The organism is Rubrivivax rivuli (genome assembly GCF_004016505.1).
Lineage (GTDB): Bacteria > Pseudomonadota > Gammaproteobacteria > Burkholderiales > Burkholderiaceae_C > Rubrivivax > Rubrivivax rivuli.
On the sequence record NZ_SACR01000004.1, the window covers coordinates 552,198 to 572,332 of the forward strand.

General features: G+C 68.3%; 19 protein-coding genes and 1 tRNA gene. 18 read left to right on the forward strand and 2 right to left on the reverse strand.

What is annotated here, in order from left to right:
- The first annotated feature begins 65 nt into the window (after window positions 1-65).
- The 12 genes from EOE66_RS14840 (at window position 66) to EOE66_RS14895 (ending at window position 13,785) form a co-directional block, all read left to right on the forward strand.
- The gene (locus EOE66_RS14840) at window positions 66-2,399 is read left to right on the forward strand and encodes a Tex family protein (RefSeq protein WP_128229498.1); all 2,334 of its coding nucleotides are present in this window, start codon (window positions 66-68) and stop codon (window positions 2,397-2,399) included.
- Between the two features lie 41 nt (window positions 2,400-2,440).
- Window positions 2,441-4,720 carry a TonB-dependent receptor plug domain-containing protein gene (locus EOE66_RS14845; protein WP_128229499.1) on the forward strand — a complete coding sequence of 760 codons (2,280 nt, stop codon included), beginning with the start codon at window positions 2,441-2,443 and terminating at the stop codon, window positions 4,718-4,720.
- A gap of 2 nt (window positions 4,721-4,722) precedes the next feature.
- Window positions 4,723-5,805 carry a patatin-like phospholipase family protein gene (locus tag EOE66_RS14850; RefSeq protein WP_128229500.1) on the forward strand — a complete coding sequence of 361 codons (1,083 nt, stop codon included), beginning with the start codon at window positions 4,723-4,725 and terminating at the stop codon, window positions 5,803-5,805.
- Between the two features lie 186 nt (window positions 5,806-5,991).
- Window positions 5,992-7,899 (forward strand): threonine--tRNA ligase, encoded by a 1,908-nt coding sequence (thrS, locus tag EOE66_RS14855; protein WP_128229501.1) that lies wholly within the window; start codon window positions 5,992-5,994, stop codon window positions 7,897-7,899.
- Window positions 7,900-7,980: 81 nt separating this feature from the next.
- The gene (infC, locus tag EOE66_RS14860; protein WP_082354426.1) at window positions 7,981-8,517 is read left to right on the forward strand and encodes a translation initiation factor IF-3; all 537 of its coding nucleotides are present in this window, start codon (window positions 7,981-7,983) and stop codon (window positions 8,515-8,517) included.
- 116 nt (window positions 8,518-8,633) lie between these two features.
- Window positions 8,634-8,837 carry a 50S ribosomal protein L35 gene (gene rpmI, locus EOE66_RS14865; protein WP_054137454.1) on the forward strand — a complete coding sequence of 68 codons (204 nt, stop codon included), beginning with the start codon at window positions 8,634-8,636 and terminating at the stop codon, window positions 8,835-8,837.
- Between the two features lie 32 nt (window positions 8,838-8,869).
- Window positions 8,870-9,226 (forward strand): 50S ribosomal protein L20, encoded by a 357-nt coding sequence (rplT, locus tag EOE66_RS14870; RefSeq protein ID WP_054137453.1) that lies wholly within the window; start codon window positions 8,870-8,872, stop codon window positions 9,224-9,226.
- Window positions 9,227-9,318: 92 nt separating this feature from the next.
- A complete protein-coding gene (pheS, locus tag EOE66_RS14875; RefSeq protein WP_128229502.1) occupies window positions 9,319-10,374 on the forward strand; it encodes a phenylalanine--tRNA ligase subunit alpha in 1,056 nt (351 codons plus the stop codon).
- Window positions 10,375-10,376: 2 nt separating this feature from the next.
- Window positions 10,377-12,821: a phenylalanine--tRNA ligase subunit beta gene (gene pheT / locus EOE66_RS14880; RefSeq protein ID WP_128229503.1), complete on the forward strand. Its 2,445-nt coding sequence runs from the start codon at window positions 10,377-10,379 to the stop codon at window positions 12,819-12,821.
- A 23-nt stretch (window positions 12,822-12,844) separates the two neighbouring features.
- Complete coding sequence (locus EOE66_RS14885) at window positions 12,845-13,210, forward strand: integration host factor subunit alpha (RefSeq protein WP_054137450.1); 366 nt, start codon at window positions 12,845-12,847, stop codon at window positions 13,208-13,210.
- A gap of 34 nt (window positions 13,211-13,244) precedes the next feature.
- Window positions 13,245-13,673 carry a MerR family transcriptional regulator gene (locus EOE66_RS14890; protein WP_128229504.1) on the forward strand — a complete coding sequence of 143 codons (429 nt, stop codon included), beginning with the start codon at window positions 13,245-13,247 and terminating at the stop codon, window positions 13,671-13,673.
- A 35-nt stretch (window positions 13,674-13,708) separates the two neighbouring features.
- Window positions 13,709-13,785 (forward strand) — tRNA-Pro (locus EOE66_RS14895).
- 69 nt (window positions 13,786-13,854) lie between these two features.
- Here EOE66_RS14895 and EOE66_RS14900 read toward each other — a convergent pair.
- On the reverse strand, window positions 13,855-14,733 hold the full coding sequence (locus EOE66_RS14900) for an MBL fold metallo-hydrolase (RefSeq protein ID WP_128229505.1): 879 nt from the start codon (window positions 14,731-14,733) through the stop codon (window positions 13,855-13,857).
- A 133-nt stretch (window positions 14,734-14,866) separates the two neighbouring features.
- Between EOE66_RS14900 and EOE66_RS14905 the strand changes: the two genes are divergently transcribed.
- The 6 genes from EOE66_RS14905 (at window position 14,867) to ppa (ending at window position 18,881) form a co-directional block, all read left to right on the forward strand.
- The gene (locus EOE66_RS14905) at window positions 14,867-15,205 is read left to right on the forward strand and encodes an ArsR/SmtB family transcription factor (protein ID WP_128229506.1); all 339 of its coding nucleotides are present in this window, start codon (window positions 14,867-14,869) and stop codon (window positions 15,203-15,205) included.
- A gap of 13 nt (window positions 15,206-15,218) precedes the next feature.
- The gene (locus EOE66_RS14910) at window positions 15,219-15,656 is read left to right on the forward strand and encodes a YeeE/YedE family protein (protein ID WP_128229507.1); all 438 of its coding nucleotides are present in this window, start codon (window positions 15,219-15,221) and stop codon (window positions 15,654-15,656) included.
- A gap of 11 nt (window positions 15,657-15,667) precedes the next feature.
- Window positions 15,668-16,102 (forward strand): DUF6691 family protein, encoded by a 435-nt coding sequence (locus EOE66_RS14915; protein ID WP_128229508.1) that lies wholly within the window; start codon window positions 15,668-15,670, stop codon window positions 16,100-16,102.
- 7 nt (window positions 16,103-16,109) lie between these two features.
- Window positions 16,110-17,861, forward strand: coding sequence for a SulP family inorganic anion transporter (locus EOE66_RS14920; RefSeq protein WP_128229509.1), 1,752 nt, complete (start codon window positions 16,110-16,112; stop codon window positions 17,859-17,861).
- Between the two features lie 76 nt (window positions 17,862-17,937).
- Entirely contained in the window at window positions 17,938-18,237 is a 300-nt protein-coding gene (locus EOE66_RS14925) for a flagellar basal body rod C-terminal domain-containing protein (protein WP_128229510.1), read from the forward strand.
- A 104-nt stretch (window positions 18,238-18,341) separates the two neighbouring features.
- Window positions 18,342-18,881 (forward strand): inorganic diphosphatase, encoded by a 540-nt coding sequence (gene ppa / locus EOE66_RS14930; protein ID WP_128229511.1) that lies wholly within the window; start codon window positions 18,342-18,344, stop codon window positions 18,879-18,881.
- A 40-nt stretch (window positions 18,882-18,921) separates the two neighbouring features.
- Here ppa and EOE66_RS14935 read toward each other — a convergent pair whose 3' ends face one another.
- The gene (locus EOE66_RS14935; RefSeq protein WP_128229512.1) at window positions 18,922-20,112 is read right to left on the reverse strand and encodes a GNAT family N-acetyltransferase; all 1,191 of its coding nucleotides are present in this window, start codon (window positions 20,110-20,112) and stop codon (window positions 18,922-18,924) included.
- Window positions 20,113-20,135: the final 23 nt, after the last annotated feature.

A 20,135-nucleotide genomic window follows, 5' to 3' on the forward strand; every position in this document is an offset into this window, starting at 1 on the left:
GGCCGACGCTTAAACTGCACAGCTTCGTTTTCCTTGGCCGCCTGCCTGCGCAGGCCCCGTGTTTCTTGGACAAGATCCTGCTGCAAATCGCCGCCGAGCTGAAAGCCCGGCCGGCCCAGATCCAGGCCGCCGTCGAACTGCTGGACGGCGGCGCCTCGGTGCCCTTCATCGCCCGTTACCGCAAGGAGGCCACCGACGGCCTCGACGACATCCAGCTGCGCGAACTCGAAACCCGACTGGCCTACCTGCGCGAGCTGGAAGACCGCCGCGAGGCCGTGCTCAAGAGCATCGACGAACAAGGCAAGCTCACGCCCGAGCTGCGCGCGCTCATCCTCGCCGCACCCACCAAGCAGGAACTGGAAGACCTCTACCTGCCCTACAAGCAGAAGCGGCGCACCAAGGGTCTGATCGCGCGCGAAGCCGGCCTGGAGCCCCTGGCCGACAAGCTCTTCGCCGACCCCACGCTCGACCCGCAGGCCGAAGCCGCCGCCTTTTTGAACCCCGACGCCGGTTTTGCCGACACCTACGCCGTGCTCGACGGCGTGCGCGACCTGCTGAGCGAGCGCTGGGCCGAAGACGCCGTGCTCGTGGGCAAGCTGCGCGAATGGCTGTGGGCCGAAGGCCTGCTGCAGAGCAAGCTGGTGGACGGCAAGGACGGCACGCATGCCGACGCTGCCAAGTTCCGCGACTACTTCGACTACGCCGAACCCATCCGCACCGTGCCCAGCCACCGCGCGCTGGCCGTGTTCCGCGGCCGCACGCAGGAGTGGCTGGACGCCAAGCTCATCCTGGATGAAGAGGTGGTGCCCGGTCAGCCGACCTTGGCCGAAGGCCGCATCGCGTTGCACCTGGGCTGGCGCCACGGCAAGCGCGCCGCCGACGAGCTGATCCGCAAGACCATCGCCTGGACCTGGAAGGTCAAGCTTTCGCTCTCGCTGGAACGCGATCTCTTCGGCCGCCTGCGCGAAGAAGCCGAAGGCGTGGCCATCAAGGTCTTTGCCGACAACCTGCGCGACCTGCTGCTGGCCGCCCCCGCCGGCAAGCGCGTGGTGATGGGCCTGGACCCGGGCATCCGCACCGGCGTGAAGGTGGCCGTGGTCAGCGACACCGGCAAGGTGCTGGACACCGCCACCGTTTACCCGCACGAGCCGCGGCTGGACTGGGAAGGCTCGCTGCACGTGCTGGGCCGCCTGGTGGCCACGCACGGCGTGAACCTGATCGCCATCGGCAACGGCACCGCCAGCCGCGAAACCGACAAGCTGGCCGCCGACCTCATCAAGCGCATCGCGGCGATGGCGCCCGACGTGAAGCTCGACAAGGTGGTGGTCAGCGAGGCCGGCGCTTCGGTCTACTCTGCCAGCGAGTTCGCCAGCAAGGAACTGCCCGAGCTCGACGTGAGCCTGCGCGGCGCGGTGAGCATCGCGCGGCGCCTGCAAGACCCGCTGGCCGAACTCGTGAAGATCGACCCCAAGAGCATCGGCGTGGGCCAGTACCAGCACGATGTGAACCAGAGCGGCCTCGCCAAGAGCCTGGACGCGGTGGTGGAAGACTGCGTGAACGCCGTGGGCGTGGACCTCAACACGGCGAGTGCGCCGCTGCTGGCGCGCGTGTCGGGCCTGAGCGCCGCAGTGGCGGCGAGCATCGTGCGCTGGCGCGACGCTCACGGCGCCTTCCGCAACCGTCAGCAGCTGCTGGACGTCAGCGGCCTGGGCCCCAAGACCTACGAGCAGGCGGCGGGCTTCCTGCGCATCCGCGACGGCGACAACCCGCTGGACATGACAGGCGTGCACCCCGAGACCTACCCGGTGGTGCAGAAGATGATGGCCAGCACCGGCCGCGAGGTGAAAGAGCTGATGGGCCGCAGCGAAGTGCTGCGCACGCTGAAGCCCGAGCTGTTTGCCGATGACAAGTTCGGCGCCATCACGGTGAAGGACATCCTGGCCGAACTGGAGAAACCGGGCCGCGACCCGCGCCCCGACTTCGTGGTGGCGCGCTTCAACGAAGGCGTGTCCGATCTCAAGGACCTGCAGCCCGGCATGGTGCTGGAAGGCACGGTGAGCAACGTCGCGCAGTTCGGCGCTTTCGTCGACCTGGGCGTGCATCAAGACGGCCTCGTGCACGTCAGCCAGATGAGCCACAAGTTCGTGAACGACGCGCGCGAGGTGGTGAAGACCGGCCAGGTGGTGAAGGTGCGCGTGCTGGAAGTGGACCTGCCGCGCAAGCGCATCAGCCTGACGATGAAGCTGGAGGCGCCCGTGGGGGCGGCCCGCAGCAACGCTGGCGGCGACAACAAGTTCCGCCCGGCAGCGCGCGGCGAGCAGCAGCGCGGGCGTGCGCCCGAGCCCGCCGGCCAAAGCGCGATGGCGGCGGCTTTCTCGAAACTGCAAGGCCGGCGTTGAGCGGGCGCAGCACGCGATCGGCAGCCCGCCTCGGCGGCGCCATGGTCGCGTGCGCGCTGGGTGGCGCGGCCTGGGCGCAGACCGCCCCCGCGCCGGCCCCTGCGCCAGCGGCATCGGCGGCAAACCCCAGCGCCCCCGCGCCGGCGCGCGCGGCTTCGGCACCGCCAGCGGCGCAGGTGCCGGCGCCTGCAGCAGCCCCGGCCGCCGACGCCCCGCAGCAGATCGTCGTCGAAGGCCGCGGCCTCAACGACGCCGACATCCGCCGTGATGCGACGGTGGGCATGACGGTGGTGGGCCGCGACGAACTCGACCAGCACGGCGACACCAGCGTGCTCGACGTGCTGCAACGCCTGCCGGGCATCTCGCTGGACGGCGACATGCCGCGCCTGCGCGGCCTGGGCGGCGGCTACACGCTCATCCTGATCAATGGCGAACCGGCACCGCCGGGCTTCAGCCTCGACCAGCTCGCCCCGGGCGACATCGAGCGCATCGAGGTCATCAAGGGCCCCACGGCCGAGCAGGGCGGCGTGGCCGGCAGCATCAATGTCATCCTGCGCAGCGCGCCCAAGTTGCGCACGCGCGAGGTGCGTGCCGCCTTGGGCTACCGCGCGCTGTCGCCGCAGGGCAGCACCACACTCAGCTGGGGCGACCGCATCGGCGCGATCGGCTTCCAGGTGCCGCTGACGGCCTACACCTGGGCCAATGCCGGCGAAGGGCGGGTCGAGCGCGTCTCACGGCCGGTGGGCAGCACGCGGCGTGAAGACCGGGTCAGCTCGCAGGACGAGTGGCGTGGTGGCGGCGTGAACTTCACGCCGCGGCTGGACTGGAAGCTGAGCGACACCGACACCCTCAACACCCAGCTCTTCCTGCAGCGCAACGAATCGCGCAACCTCACGCGCCGCGGCACCGAGGTGCTGGTGGGCACGCCGGTCACGACCGTGGCCGAACGCTCGGCCTCGCGTGGCACCTGGGAGATGCAGCGCCTGCAGGGCCAGTGGGTGCACAAGCAGGCCGATGGCGGCCGGCTGGAGATCAAGGGCAGCGCGCAGAGCACGCTCTCGCGCTCTTGGGGCCAGTGGCAGGGTCGCAATGCGCTGGGCGCACAGACCGCGCAGCGCGACAGCCTCAACGGCCAGCGTGAGCGTCGGCTGAGCCAATCGGGCAGGTGGCGCCAGCCCTTCGGCGAAACGCACACGCTGCTGGCCGGTTGGGAGGTGGAAGAGCGCCACCGCCGCGAACTGCGCCGCCTCTTCGAAGACTATGGCAGCGGTGCGAACGAGCGGCGTGACGGCAGCCTGGGCCGGCCTTACGTGGCCGAGGTGCTGCGCCAGGTGGTCTACGCGCAGGACGAATGGCTGCCCGACCCGGCGTGGTCGGTGGTGGCGGGTTTCCGCGGCGAGCGGCAGCGCAGCACCGTCACGGGGCAGGGCGAACATGTCGAGGCCAGCCACGGCGCGCTGCTGCCCATCGCGCACGTACGCTACGCCTTCGATGCCCGCAGCAAGCGTGTGCTGCGCGTGAGCGCCTCGCAGAGTTTGCGTGCGCCTGATGCGAGCCTGCTGCTCTCGCGCTACAGCTTCAACGGCAACTACGAACGCGACCAGGCCAACACGCCGCTGGCGGCCGACAGCGCCGGCAACCCCGGTCTGCAGCCTGAAAAGGCCACGGCCTTCGAGCTCGCCTTCGAAACGCAGCTGCCGGCCGGCGGCGTGTTGAGCCTGGGCGCCTTCCACCGCCAGATCGACCAGCTCATCCGCCGCCGCATCGCGCTGGAATCCGTGCCCGAGGCGCCGGTGCCGCGCTGGGTTTCGCGGCCGGCCAACATCGGCACGGCGCGCAGCACGGGCTTCGAGTTCGAGATCAAGGGCCGTGCGCGCGAGCTGCTCGCGGGCTGGCCGGGGCCGGCTTCGGCCCTGCAGTTGCGGGCCTCCTTGTCGCTGTACCGCTCGGCGGTGGAGCAGATCGACGACCCCGATGCACGGCTCGAAGGCCAGCCGCCCTGGCAGGCCACGCTGGGCTTCGACGACCGCGTGGCGCGCACCGGCATTTCCTACGGCGCCAGCTTCTCGATGACTCCTTCGTTCAGCACGGCCCAGACCGACCGCCAGCGCATCTGGCGCAGTGCGGTGCGGCGCCTCGATGCCTTCGTGGCCTGGCGCGTGGACGGGCAGTTGCAGTTCCGGCTGGCGGCAAACAACCTGTTTCCCATCGATGCCGTCTCCCGCAGCAGCGTGGCCGATCTGGACGGTTTCACCGCCAGCACGGCTTCGCGCCGCAGCGCGGTGGCGCAGGTCACGGCCAACGCCGTGCTGCGCTTCTGACGATGGCGTCGCTGCAAGCCCTGGCCGTTCACGCCGGCCCCCGCGCCCGCGAGCACCTGCGCCAGCACGGCCTGCGCCCGGCCGACGTGCGCGTGGTGCCGGCCGCGGCGGGCGGGCCCAAGGGGCTGTCGCTGATCCCGCTGGACCGCTATCTCTTTGGTGCTTGGTTCCAGGGCAGCACGCACAGCCTGCACCTGCTGGGCGCCTCCATCGGCGCCTGGCGCATGGCCGCGGCCTGCACCGCCGACCCCGATGCCGCCTTGAGGCAACTGGCCGAGGACTACATCAGCCAAACCTACCCCAGCGAGCCGGGCAAGCCGCCCACGGCGCGCGTGGTGACCGAGGTCTTCCGCGCCAAGCTTGACGAGCGGCTGGGTACGCAGGCGGCCACGCTGCTGGCCCACCCGCAGCGCCGGCTGCACGTCTTCACCAGCCGCGGCCGCCGCCTGCTGCACCGCCCCGGCCGCGTGAAGATGCCGCTGGGCTGGATGGCGGCCTTTGCCGCCAACGCGGCCTCGCGCAGCGCCCTGGGCGGCTGGATGGAACGCGTGGTCTTCAGCGACCCGCGCGAGCCGCTGCCCGTGCCGCTGGCCGACTACCCCACGCGCCAGGTGCCGCTGACGGCGGCCAACCTCACGCCGGCCGTGCTGGCCAGCTGCACCATCCCCTTCTGGCTGGAAGCCGTGCAAGACGTGCCTGGCGGCCCGCCCGGCACCTATTTCGATGGCGGCATCACCGACTACCACCTGCACCTGGGCTACGCGGGCATGGGCGAAGGGCTGGTGCTGTATCCGCACTTCGGCGCGCAGGTCGTGCCCGGCTGGCTCGACAAGGCCTGGAAACGCCGCCACCGCGCCAGCCCTGCGCTCGACAACCTGGTGTTGCTCTCGCCAAAACCCGAGTGGGTGCGCCGCCTGCCCGGCGGCAAGCTGCCCGACCGCGGCGACTTCAAGCGTTTCAGCAACGACCCCGACGGCCGCCAACGCCTGTGGCGCCAGGCCCTGGCCGAAAGCCAGCGCCTGGCCGATGAATTCGCGGAACTGGTGCGCGATGGCCGGCCTGTCGAAGCCCTGCCGCTGGGCTGAGGCGCGTTACACTGCGGGCCGTTTTCAACGAACAAGGGCAGAGAAAGGCGCAATGGTTATGACACCGCGGACTCCCCGGTTCACCACCACCGAGAGCTAGTCGGCCGCGCTGTCACGCCTGCACCCCACCCCTGAAGACAAGCGCGGCACTCCCCGCGCTTTTTTCGTTTCTGGAGCTTCGAGACCATGATCACGATCACCTTGCCCGACGGCTCGCGCCGCGAGTACCCGCAAGCGCTCACGGTGGCCGAGGTGGCCGCCAGCATCGGCACCGGCCTGGCCAAGGCCGCCTTGGCTGGCAAGGTGGACGGCAAGCTGGTGGACACCAGCCACCGCATCGAGGCCGACGCTGCGCTCGCCATCGTCACCGAGAAGGACGCCGACGGCCTGGAGATCATCCGCCACAGCACGGCGCACCTGCTGGCCTACGCGGTGAAGGAGCTCTTCCCCGAGGCGCAGGTGACCATCGGCCCGGTTATCGAAAACGGCTTCTATTACGACTTCGCCTACAAGCGCCCCTTCACGCCGGAAGACCTGGCGGCCATCGAGAAGCGCATGGGCGAGCTCGCGGCCAAGAACGAGCCGGTGCAGCGCCGTGTGCTGCCGCGCGACGAGGCCGTCGCGTACTTCAAGGGCCTGGGCGAGCACTACAAGGCCGAGATCATCGGCAGCATCCCGGCGGGTGAAGACGTCAGCCTCTACCGCGAAGGCGCGTTTGAAGACCTCTGCCGCGGCCCCCACGTGCCCAGCACCGGGCGCCTGAAGCACTTCAAGCTGATGAAGGTGGCCGGCGCCTACTGGCGCGGCGACCAGAACAACGAGCAACTGCAGCGCATCTATGGCACCGCCTGGACCAGCAAAGAAGCGCTGCAGCAGTACCTGACGATGCTGGAAGAAGCCGAGAAGCGCGACCACCGCAAGCTCGGCCGCGAGCTCGACCTCTTCCACCTCGACGAGCACAGCCCCGGCACCGTGTTCTGGCACCCCAAGGGATGGACGCTGTGGCAGGAGGTGGAGCAGTACATGCGCCGCGTCTACCGCGACAACGGCTACCAGGAGGTCAAGGGCCCGCAGATCCTCGACCAGGGCCTGTGGGAGAAGACTGGCCACTGGGACAAGTACCGCGAGAACATGTTCGTGACGGAGTCGGAGAAGCGCCAGTACGCGCTCAAGCCGATGAACTGCCCCGGCCACATCCTGATCTTCAAGCAGGGCATCAAGAGCTACCGCGACCTGCCGCTGCGCTTCGGTGAGTTCGGCCAGTGCCACCGCAACGAGCCCACCGGCGGCCTGCACGGCATCATGCGCGTGCGCGCGTTCACGCAGGACGACGGCCACATCTTCTGCACCGAAGACCAGATCCAGGGCGAGGTGGTGGCCTTCACGCGGCTGCTGCAGCAGGTCTACAAGGACTTCGGGTTCAACAACATCATCTACAAGCTCTCGACGCGGCCTGAGAAGCGCATCGGCACCGAAGAGAGCTGGGACCGCGCCGAAGCCGCGCTGGCCGACGGCCTGCGTGCCGCCGGCTGCGAGTTCGAGTACCTGCCGGGCGAGGGCGCCTTCTACGGCCCGAAGATCGAGTACACGCTGAAAGATGCCCTGGGCCGCCCCTGGCAGTGCGGCACCATCCAGGTCGACCCCAACCTGCCCGAGCGCCTGGACGCCGATTTCGTGGGCGAAGACGGCGCCCGTCACCGCCCCATCATGCTGCACCGGGCCATCGTGGGCAGCCTGGAGCGCTTCATCGGCATCCTCATCGAGCAGCATGCCGGCGCGCTGCCGGCCTGGCTGGCGCCCACCCAGGTGGTGGTGGCCTCGATCACCGACGCGCAGGCCGAATACGCGGCAAGCGTGGCGAAATCGCTGCAAAAACAAGGAGTTAGAGTCTCCGTCGATTTGCGCAACGAGAAGATAAACTATAAGATTCGCGAGCATTCGATGCAGAAGGTCCCGTTCATCCTGGTCGTTGGCGACAAGGAGAAGGCAAACGGGGCCGTTGCCGTGCGCGCCCGAGGCAATCAAGACCTGGGTGTGATGGCGCTGGCAGACTTCCAGGCGAAGATCACCAGCGACATCGCTGCCAAGGTATAGCCGCCACCGGGTGCGCTTTCGTTTTTTCTGTGGCCCGCTTGCCTTCGGGTTGCAACAGGAGCTGGAACCATCGCTACCTTCATGGACCGCCGCGTGCCCAACGCGGAGCGCAAGCACCGTCTGAACCGGGAAATCATGGCGCCGCAAGTGCGCCTGAACGGGGTCGAAAACGAACCGCTCGGCATCGTCAGCACGATGGAAGCGTTGCGCATGGCAGGGGAGCTGGATGTCGACCTGGTGGAGATCGCTGCCACCGCCGACCCCCCGGTGTGCAGGCTCATGGACTACGGCAAGTTCAAGTACCAAGAGCAGAAGAAGGCCGCTGAAGCCAAGAGCAAGCAGAAGGTCATCGAGATCAAGGAAGTGAAGTTCCGCCCGGGCACCGACGATGGCGACTACGCCATCAAGATGCGCAACCTGCGGCGCTTCATTGCCGAAGACGGCGACAAGGGCAAGGTCACGCTGCGCTTCCGCGGTCGCGAGATCACCCACCAGGACATCGGCATGCGCATGCTGGAACGCATCCGCGACGAGCTGGCCGATGTGGCGATGGTGGAGCACATGCCCAAGCTGGAAGGTCGCCAGATGATCATGGTGTTGGCGCCGAAGCGTAAGTAAGACAGAGTTTCGTGGTCGCGGTCTGGTCACCGCGGCAGCGAAAAGAAGCGGCTGCAGGCCTCGCAAGTGCACCCCAACCGGTGCCGCCTTCAGCAGCAATTCAAGAAGGAGCAGTCATGCCCAAGATGAAGACCAAGAGCGGCGCCAAGAAGCGGTTCCGCGTGCGTCCGGGTGGCACCGTCAAGCGCGGTCAGGCGTTCAAGCGCCACATCCTCACGAAGAAGAGCACCAGCCGCAAGCGCGACCTGCGCGGCCCGGCCAACGTGCACGAGAGCGACCTGGGCAGCATCGCCAAGATGCTGCCGATGGCCGGTCTCTGACCCACTTCAACGTACGCACAAGGAGTTATTGAATGCCTCGCGTCAAACGTGGTGTCACCGCACACGCCCGCCACAAAAAGATCCTGAAGCTCGCCAAGGGCTTCCGCGGCCGTCGCAAGAACGTCTTCCGCATCGCCAAGCAGGCGGTGATGAAGGCCGGCCAGTACGCCTACCGTGACCGTCGCACACGCAAGCGTGTGTTCCGTCAGCTGTGGATTGCGCGTATCAACGCGGCCAGCCGTGGCCTGGGTCTGACCTACAGCAAGTTCATGGCCGGTCTGAAGAAGGCTGGCATCGACATCGACCGCAAGGTGCTGTCGGACATGGCCATCCACGATCCTGCTGGCTTCAGCAGCATCGTCGACAAGGTGAAGGCTCAGCTGGCTTGAACCCCGTAGCTGGCGTGCATGCGCCGGCCGCTTCGTCAAGCATCCGAAGGCCGTCACCTTGTGGCGGCCTTTTTTTTCCTGCTTTCTCATCGATGAACGATCTCGACACCCTCGTGCAGGCGGCGCAGGCCGACTTTGCCGCTGCCAACCAGGGCGCGGCGCTGGAAGACGCCAAGGCGCGCTACGTCGGCAAGAGCGGCCGCATCACCGAGCTGCTCAAGGGCCTGGGCGCGCTGCCGCCCGAGGAGAAGAAGGCCCGCGGCGCCGAGATCAACCAGGCCAAGGCCGCCATCGAAGCCGCCTTGCAGGCGCGCCGTGACGCCCTGGCCGAGGCCGAGTTGCAGGCCCAGCTGCGCGCCGAGGCGCTGGACGTCACGCTGCCCGGCCGCGCCCGTGGCGTGGCCGGCCTGCACCCCGTGAGCCGCACCATCGAACGCATCGAGGCCATCTTCGGCAGCATGGGCTTCGACGTCGCCGAAGGTCCCGAGATCGAGACCGACTGGATGAGCTTCACTGCGCTGAACAACCCGGAGAACCACCCGGCGCGTTCGATGCAGGACACCTTCTACGTGGACATGAAAGACGCGCAGGGCCGCTGGCTCTGCCTGCGCCCGCACACCAGCCCGATGCAGGTGCGTTATGCCCAGGCGCATGCGAAGCAGCACGCCTCGCTGGCGGCGCAGGGCCTGCCGATGCCGGAGATCCGCGTCATCGCGCCGGGCCGCGTCTACCGCGTGGACAGCGACGCCACGCACTCGCCGATGTTCCACCAGATCGAAGGCCTGTGGCTGGGGGCGAACGTCAGCTTCAAGGACCTGAAGGTCGTGTTCGCCTCGCTGGTGCGCGAGTTCTTCGAGACCGACGACTTCGACGTGCGTTTCCGCCCGAGCTTCTTCCCCTTCACCGAGCCCAGCGCCGAGATCGACATCCGCTTCGGCAGTGGCCCGCTGGCCGGCCGCTGGCTGGAAGTGGCCGGCAGCGGCCAGGTGCACCCGAACGTGGTGCGCAACTTCGGGCTGGACCCTGAAGCGCACATCGGCTTTGCCTTTGGCATCGGCGCCGACCGCTTCGCGATGCTGCGCTACGGCATCGACGATCTGCGCCTGATGTTCGACGGCGATCTCCGCTTCCTCTCGCAGTTCAACTGACCATGCAATTCCCCGAATCCTGGCTGCGCGAGTTCTGCAATCCGCCGCTGAACACGCAAGAACTGGCCGAGCTGCTGACCATGTCCGGCATGGAGGTGGAAGAGGTGCGCCCGGTGGCGCCGCCTTTCCACGGCATCGTGGTGGCCGAGATCCTCACGGCCGAGCAGCACCCGCAGGCTGACCGCCTGCGCGTGTGCACGGTGGATGCCGGTGCCTTCTCGAAAGACGGCCCGCTGCAGATCGTCTGCGGCGCGCCCAACGCCCGCGTGGGCATCAAGGTGCCGCTGGCCACCGTGGGTGCCGAGTTGCCACCTGGCGACGATGGCAAGCCCTTCAAGATCGGCGTGGGCAAGCTGCGTGGCGTGGAAAGCCGCGGCATGCTGTGCTCGGCGCGTGAACTGAAGATTGCCGACGACCACGGCGGCCTGCTGGAACTGGCCGCCGATGCCCCGGTGGGCACCGACATCCGCCAGTGGTTGCAGCTCGACGACCACCTCTTCACGCTGAAGCTCACGCCCAACCTTGGTCATGGCCTCAGCGTGTTCGGCGTGGCGCGTGAAGTGGCCGCGCTCACCGGCGCGCCGCTGCGCCAGCCGGCCTTCCCGCCCGTGCAGCCGCGAAGCGACCGCGTGCTGCCCGTGGAGGTGCAGGCTGCCGACCTCTGCGGCCGCTTCTCGGGCCGCGTGGTGCTGGGCGTGAACACGCAGGCCAAGACGCCCGCTTGGATGGTCGACCGCCTCGCGCGTTGCGGCCAGCGCAGCGTCTCGGCGCTGGTGGACATCTCGAACTACGTGATGTTCGAGTACGGCCGGCCCTCGCACATCTTCGATCTCGACAAGATCCACGAGAAGCTCGTGGTGCGCTGGGGCCGTGAAGGTGAGCAACTCAAACTGCTCAACGGCAACACCATCGCGCTGGACGAAAAGGTGGGCGTGATCGCCGATGCGCAGGGTGTCGAATCACTCGCCGGCATCATGGGTGGCGACGCCACCGCCGTGAACGACGGCACGCAGAACGTCTACGTGGAGGCCGCCTTCTGGTGGCCCGAAGCCGTGGCCGGGCGCTCGCGCCGCTACAACTTCAGCACCGATGCGGGCCACCGCTTCGAGCGTGGTGTCGATCCGCAGGGCACGGTGGAACACATCGAGCGCATCACGCAGCTGATCCTCGACATCTGTGGCACGCCGGCCACGGCCTGCGGCCCGGTCACCGACCAGGTGCTGGGCCTGCCCGAGTGCAAGCCCGTCACGATGCGCGTGGCCCGTGCGGCCCAGGTCATCGGCATGCCCGTGAGCACGGCGCAGTGCGCCGATGTCTTCACGAGGCTCGGCCTGGCGCACAGCGAGGCCGGCGGTGTGTTCACCGTCACGCCGCCGAGCTGGCGCTTCGACCTGCAGATCGAAGAAGACCTGATCGAGGAGGTTGCGCGCGTGGTGGGCTTCAACAGCCTGCCGATGACCGCGCCCATCGCGCCCGTGACGCCGCGTGTGCGGCGTGAAGCGCAGCGTGGCGCGCACGCCGTGCGCCGCGCGCTGGCCGCGCTGGACTACCAGGAAACCATCAACTTCAGCTTCGTCGAAGAGCGCTGGGAACGTGAGCTGGCCGGCAACGCCGACCCCATCCGTGTGCTCAACCCCATCGCCGCGCCTTTGGCGGTGATGCGATCCAGCCTGATGGGCAGCCTGGTGCAGGCGCTGCGCAACAACCTGTCGCGCAAGGCGCCGCGTGTGCGCGTGTTCGAGATTGGCCGCGTGTTCATGCGCGACGCGGCGGCCACTGACGGCCCGCTGAGTGTGGCCGGCGTGAACCAGCCCATGCGCGTGGGCGGCCTGGCCTGGGGCGGCGCGCTGCCGCTGCAGTGGGGCGCGAAAGAGCAGGGCGCCGATTTCTTCGACGTGAAGGGCGACCTGCAGGCGCTGCTGGCGCCGCAGCAGCCGGTCTTCACGGCCGCCGAGCACCCGGCGCTGCACCCGGGCCGCTGCGCCAGCATCTTGCTGGACGGGCGCGTGGTGGGCTTCGTGGGAGAGTTGCACCCGAAGTGGCGCCAGGCCTACGAGATCCCGGCCTTCCAGGGCCAGGCGCCGGTGCTGTTCGAACTGGAACTGGCCGCCGTGCTGGGCCAGCCCCTGCCGGTGTTCACAGCGCTGTCGCGCCAGCAGGCCGTGCAGCGTGATCTGGCGCTGGTGGTGCGCGAAGACGTGAGCCACGACGCACTGATGGCCGCGCTGCAGCAAGACCCGCAAGGCCTGGTGCGCAAGGCGCGGCTGTTCGACATCTACAAGCCGGCCGCGCCTGTGGCGGGCCTGCAAGCGGGTGAACGCAGCCTGGCCGTGCGCCTGGAACTGCGTGACGACGAGAGCACGCTCACCGACGAGCGCATCGAGGCCACCGTGGCGGCTGCCGTGGCCCGTGCGGCCGCGGCTGTTGGCGCACGCCTGCGCGCCTGAAAACCGAGATCGGACACCGAACCATGAACGCACCTGAAGACAGCCCGCGCTCGCCTGTGATCCTCTCGTCGCTGGAAACGCCCACGCTCACCAAAGCCGAACTCGCTGAACTGCTGTTCGACCGTCTCGGCCTGAACAAGCGCGAGAGCAAGGACATGGTGGAGGCCTTCTTCGAGATCGTGCACGGCACGCTCGTCGAGGGGCAGGACGTGAAGCTCTCCAGCTTCGGCAACTTCAACATCCGCCGCAAGGCGCCACGCCCTGGGCGCAACCCGCGCACGGGCGAAAGCATCCCCATCAAGGCCCGCAACGTCGTCACCTTCCACGCCAGTCACAAGCTGAAATCGGTGGTGCAGGGCGACACCCCTGTTGAAGGGGACTTCGAGTAGAGTCTAGCTTTCCCCATCGATCCCATTGATTTCAATGGAGAAAGCTCTCCCCACCATACCGGCCAAACGCTACTTCACCATCGGTGAGGTGAGCGAGCTGTGCGGGGTGAAGCCGTACGTGCTGCGTTATTGGGAACAAGAGTTCACGCAGCTCAAGCCCATGAAGCGCCGGGGCAACCGGCGCTACTACCAGCACCACGAGGTGCTGCTCATCCGGCGCATCCGCGATCTGCTCTACGACCAGGGCTTCACGATCAGTGGCGCCCGCAATCGGCTCTCCGATGCCATGCCGGCGCCTCTCCCTGCCTTCCCGGATGACGCGCTGGAAGACGACGAGGGCACCCTTGCGCCGATCGATGCTGCGCCTGAACGGGCCGTGCAGGCAGCCTCGCCGCCGGCCGCGCTGCGGTCGCAGCAACTGCGCGACGAGCTCTTGTCGATACGCGCCTTGTTGTCCGTCTGAAGCGCGCGTTTTCGGGCTATACTGCGAGGCTCAGTCGGGGCGTAGCGCAGCCTGGTAGCGCACTTGCATGGGGTGCAAGGGGTCGCGAGTTCGAATCCCGCCGCCCCGACCATAGAAAACGGCAAAGCCCGGTGTCCAAAAGATACCGGGCTTCTTGCTTTCTGGCCTGCGGTCGCGTTGGTCAGAGTGCGTTGAGCGGGATCTTCACGTAGCTCACGCCATTGGCTTCTGGCGGCGGCATCTCGCCAGCACGGATGTTCAGCTGCACCGCCGGCAGGATCAGCATGGGCATCTCCAGTGTGGCGTCACGCTGCGTGCGCATGGCCACGAAGTCGTCTTCGCTGATGCCGTCGCGCACGTGGATGTTGCGCTCGCGCTGCTCGGCCACCGTGGTCTCGAAGTTCACGGGCCGGCCGGCCGGCGGGTAGTCGTGGCACATGAAGAGCCGCGTCTCGGGCGGTAGCGATAGCAACTTGCGCACCGATCGATAGAGCGTGCGCGCATCGCCGCCCGGGAAGTCGCATCGCGCCGTGCCCACATCGGGCATGAAGATCGTGTCCCCTGCGAACACAGCGTCGCCCACCTGGTAGGCCACGCAGGCCGGGGTGTGGCCCGGCACGGCCATCACCTGGCCGGTGAGGGCGCCGAACGAGAAGGATTCGCCTTCTTCGAAGAGGTGGTCGAACTGCGAGCCGTCGGGCCTGAAGCCTGGCTCCAGGTTGAAGAGGCCCTTGAACACCTTCTGCACCGCCTGAATGCGGTGGCCGATGCCGATGCGGCCGCCCAGTTGCGCCCGCAGGTAGGGCGCGGCGCTCAGGTGGTCGGCATGGGCGTGGGTCTCCAGGATCCAGGCCACCTTCAGGTCGAGGCGGCGCACGAACTCGATCACGCGGTTGGCAGAGGCATGGCTGGTGCGGCCTGACTTCGGGTCGTAGTCGAGCACCGAATCGATGATGGTGCAGGCCGTGCCCGGCCCCGCGTGCACGACGTAGGTGACGGTCCAGGTGGCGGGATCGAAGAAGCCCTGCACCTGCGGGGCGGGGTGGGCGGCTGGGGTCATGGCGGCAGCTCCATTTGTGCATCAGTGAACATCACTATATTGACAAACAATATATTTGTCAATATAGTGATGTTCATGCGGCGTCACCGGTGAGGCCGCGTTGGCCGCTGGCCGCCACCGAGCACCGCACTTCATGAGCCCCCCTGAAGCCACCATCGACCTCGACACCATGCGCGCCTCTGCCGCCGAGGCCTGCCGCCTGATGAAGGTCCTGTCCAACCCCGACCGCTTGCTGCTCTTGTGCCAGCTGGCGCAAGGCGAACGTTGCCCCAGCGACCTGGAAGCCGAACTCGGCATCGTGCAGCCCACGCTCTCGCAGCAGCTGGGCGTGCTGCGCGACGAAGGCCTGGTGGCCACGCGCCGCGACGGCAAGCGCATCCACTACCACCTAAGCAGCGACCGTGCCCGTGCCGTGATGCAGGTGCTCTACGCGCAGTTCTGCGCCCCGGCTTCCGCAGCCCCCTCCGCTTGAAAAGGCTCTCAGCATGACCATCGACTGGCTGCATTTCACCCCCTGGGCCTCCTTGGCCGGCGGGGTCCTCCTGGGCGTCGCCTCGGCGCTCTTCATCCTGCTCAACGGCCGCGTGCTGGGCATCAGCGGCATCGTGGGTGGCCTGCTGCGCCCGCGGGCCGGCGACACCACCTGGCGCCTGGCTTTCCTGGCCGGCCTGATGGCCGCGCCGCTGGTCTACGGGCTGCTCGCGCCAGCGGGGTTCGTGCAGGCCCCGCGCATCGATGCAGGCTACGGCCTCGTCGCCATCGCCGGCCTGCTGGTGGGCGTGGGCACGCGGTATGGCGCTGGTTGCACCAGCGGCCACGGGGTCTGCGGGCTCTCGCGGCTGTCGCCGCGTTCTCTCGTCGCCACGCTGAGCTTCATGGCCGCGGGCTTCGCGATCGTGTTTGTCGCTCGTCACCTGTTCTGAAAGGCCAGCCCATGAACCGCGTCTCTGAATTCCTCGTCGGTTTGCTCTTCGGCCTGGGCCTGTTGCTGTCGGGCATGACCGACCCCGGCAAGGTGCTGAGCTTCCTCGATCTCTTCGGCGCCTGGGACCCCTCGCTCGCCTTCGTGATGGGCGGTGCCATCGCCGTGGGCCTGTTCGCCTTCGCGCTGGCCAAGAAGCGCAGCACCGCCTTCCTGGGCGGCGCCATGCAGCTGCCGACTTCGAAGGACATCGACCGCCGGCTCGTGCTGGGCGGCGTGACCTTCGGCGTGGGTTGGGGCCTGGCCGGCTTCTGCCCGGGCCCGGGCCTGGTCTCGCTGGCAGCCGGCCAACCCAAGGCCGCGGTGTTCGTGGCGGCCATGGTCGCCGGCATGCTGGTGTTCGAACTCGCCGAGCAGCAGCGGCAACGCCGCGCGGTGGCGGCGTGAAGGCCGTATGAAGGTTTCCAGCGGCTCCACCGTCGCGGCGTGGCGGCGCTGGTTGCCCACGCTGCCGGTGCTGCAGTGGGGGCGCCAGTACAACCGCGACACCCTGGCCAGCGACAGCGTGGCCGCGCTCATCGTCACCGTCATGCTGATCCCGCAGAGCCTGGCCTACGCCATGCTCGCCGGGCTGCCCCCCGAGGTGGGCCTCTACGCCAGCGTGGCACCGCTGCTGCTGTACGCGCTATTCGGCAGCAGCCGTGTGCTGGCGGTGGGCCCGGTGGCGGTGGTGTCGCTGATGACGGCCACGGCGCTGGGCGACTTGGCCGCGGCCGGCACGCCGGCCTACGCGGGCATGGCACTGACGCTGGCGCTGCTGTCGGGCCTGATCCTGCTGGCCATGGGCTTGCTGCGCTTGGGTTTCCTGGCGCACTTCCTGAGCCATCCTGTGATCTCGGGCTTCATCACGGCCTCGGGCTTGTTGATCGCCGCCAGCCAGCTCAAGACGCTGCTCGGCATTCCCGCGCAGGGTGGCGACTTTCTCGCTCTGCTGAGATCGCTGCTGGCCCACGCCGGACAGCTTCACGGCCTCACGGCCGGGGTGGGCCTGATCACGCTGGCCTTCCTGTTCTGGTGCCGCTCGGGCCTGAAGCCGTGGCTCGTGCGGCTGGGGCTGGCGCCGCGCAGCGCCGATCTGCTGGCCAAGACCGGGCCGGTGCTGGCCATCGCGCTGACCACCCTGCTGAGCTGGGCGTTGGGCTGGCAGGCCCAGGGCCTGAAGGTTGTCGGTCCGGTGCCGCAAGGGTTGCCGCCGCTGACGCTGCCGGCCTTCGATCTGGCCTCGTGGCAACCGCTGCTGCTGCCTGCCGTCCTGATCAGTGTGGTGGGCTTTGTCGAGTCGGTGTCGGTGGGCCAGACGCTGGCGGCCAAGCGCCGGCAGCGCATCGAGCCCGACCAGGAACTCGTCGCCCTGGGCGCCAGCAACCTGGGTGCGGCCTTCACGGGCGGGCTGCCAGTGACGGGGGGCTTTGCGCGCTCTGTCGTGAACTTCGATGCCGGGGCGCAGACGCCGGCGGCCGGCATCTACACCGCAGGCGGCCTCTTGCTGGCCTCGCTGTTCCTGACGCCTGCGCTGGCGCACCTGCCGCAGGCCACGCTGGCGGCCACCATCGTGGTGGCGGTGCTGTCGCTGGTCGATTTCGGCATGCTGCGCGACACCTGGGCCTGGTCCAAGCCCGACTTCGCCGCGCTGGCGGCCACGCTGGCGGGCACGCTGCTGCTGGGCGTGGAAGCGGGCCTGGTGCTGGGCGTGGCCTTGTCGCTGGCGCTGTTTCTCTTCCGCACGAGCCGGCCGCACATCGCCGAGGTGGGGCGCGTGCCGGGCACCGAACACTTCCGCAACGTGCAGCGCCACACGGTGCAGACGAGCCCGCGCGTGCTGAGCCTGCGCGTGGACGAGAGCCTGTACTTCGCCAATGCCCGCGCGCTGGAAGACCGCATCAATGACGAAGTGGCCTCGCGGCCGGCGCTGGCGCACGTGCTGCTGCAGTGCTCGGCCATCAACGACATCGACGCCAGCGCGCTGGAAAGCCTGCAGGCCATCGACCAGCGCCTGCAGGCCTCGGGCATCCAGCTGCACCTGTCGGAAGTGAAGGGCCCGGTGATGGACCGCCTCCAGCGCAGCCGCTTCCTGCCCGGCCTGAGCGGCCGTGTGTTCATGAGCCAATACCAAGCCTGGTTGGCGCTGGCGCCCGACGCAGCGTGACATTTGCACCGGCGGCTGCGGCGGCTGCGCGCGAAGATGCCGCCACTGCAACGCCACAGCTTTGCGAACCACTGCCATGAACGCCGTCGCCCCCATCGCCCTGACCGGCATGAACGCCGCCCAGCACACGCTGCGCAGCCACGCGCACAACCTGGCCAACCTGGGTACCGAGGGGTTCCGGCGCGAACGCGTGCAGCAGGCCACCCTGCCTGGCGGAGGAACCGGCACGTCTGTCGTGCGCTTGCCCGTGGCCGGCGCGGCGATGGCTGAGGACCTCGTTGGCCAGATGCAGGCCAGCCACGCCTTCGCCGCCAACCTGGCGGTGTTCAAGACGGCGCGGCAGATGTCGCAAACCTTGCTCGACCTGCAGGCCTGAGGCGGTTTCCGTCACGGCACCGCAGGCCTTCGGCGTCAGGGGCCGGCAAGTCGCGGACCTAGAATCTGCGGTTGTCCTGAAGCCTTGCCACGAGAAAACACGCCATGAGCCTGCTCAACGTTCCCCCCGGCGCGAAGGCGCCCCAAGAGTTCAACGTCATCATCGAGATCGCGATGAACGCCGACCCCGTGAAGTACGAGGTCGACCATGACACCGGCGCACTGTTTGTCGACCGCTTCATGAGCACCGCCATGCACTACCCGTGCAACTACGGCTACGTGCCGCGCACGCTGGCCGACGACGGCGACCCGGTGGACGTGCTGGTGGTCACGCCGCTGCCGCTGTTGCCGGGCTCGGTGGTGAAGTGCCGTGCGCTGGGCATGCTGCGCATGGACGACGAAGCCGGTGGCGACAACAAGCTGATCGCGGTGCCCACCGAGAAGCTGCTGCCCTCCTACGCCCACATCAAGAAGAGCGAAGACCTGCCGGAACTGCTGCTGAAGAGCATCCAGCACTTCTTCGAGCACTACAAGGATCTGGAGCCCGGCAAGTGGGTGAAGGTGGTGGGCTGGGCCGATGCCGACGCCGCGCGCACCGAAATCACGCAAGGCATCAAGAACTACAGCGAGAAGCACCCGGGCTGAATCCCGAGTCGGCGCCCGCCGGGGCGCGCGGGCCTGTTGTTCAGGCCTCAGGCACCGGCGGCGTCTTGAACGGCGTGTGCTCACGCAGTTCATCCACGTACTGCGCTATGCCCTGGCCCTCCTGGGCCAGGAAATCTTGCACGGCGGCGGCGAAGCGTTCGTCACGCAGCCAGTGCGCCGAGCCTGTTGCCACCGGCAGCAGCCCGCGCGCCATCTTGTGCTCGCCTTGGGCGCCACCCTCGAAACGCCGGTAGCCGTGGGCCAGGCACCAGGCCAGCGGCTGGTAGTAGCAGGCCTCGAAGTGCAGGCAGTTCACCGGCTCGGTGCAGCCCCAGTAGCGGCCCCAGGCCGCACGGCGCTCTGCGTCCACCGCGATGAGCGAGGCCGCGATGGGTTCGCCCTCACGGCGCGCCACGAACATCACCCAGTGCTGCGGCATCTGCGCCGACATCAGCGCGAAGAACTCGCGCGTCAGGTAGGGCGTGCTGTGGTGCGCCTGGTAGGTGAGGGTGTAGCAGCGGTAGAAGAAGTCCCACAGCGCCTCGGTGATGGCTGCGCCTTCGTGCGTGGTGAAGGTGATGCCCTGCTCGGCCACGCGCCGGCGCTCCTGCTGGATCTTCTTGCGCTTGTCGCGCTGCAAACGCGCCAGCAGTTCGGTGAAGTCGGCCGCCGGTGCGGCTTCGTCCTGCGTCCAGTGGAACTGCACGCCGGCGCGCAGCATCCAGCCGGCTTCGGCGAAGGCTTGCCGGTCGGCCTCGTCGCCGAAGAGCATGTGGGCCGATGACAGCCGCGCTTCGCGTGCGAACTGCCCGATGGCCGCCACCAGTGCCGTGCGGGCGGCCGCGTCGCGCGCCAGCAGCCGCGTGCCGGGCACGGGCGTGAAGGGCACCGCGCCCAGCAGCTTGGGGTAGTAGCGCAGGCCGTGGCGGCGGTAGGCGTCGGCCCAGGCCCAGTCGAAGACGTACTCGCCGTAGGAATGGCTCTTCAGGTACAGCGCCGTGGCAGCCTGCAGTTCGCCATCCAGCTCCAGCGTGATGAACTGCGGGGCCCAGCCGGTGTCGGGCACGGCACTGGCCGAGTTGTGCATTGCAGCCAGGTACTCGTGCCGCATGAAGGGTGTGGGCGCGGCCTGCGCGGCCAGCAGCGAGTTCCAGGCAGGGGCATCCAGCGCCGAGGGATCGCTGTGAACCCGGATGACATAATCTTTTTCGATGCTGGTGTGCTGCGACATTCAGGGCCGATCAGGTGTTCAAG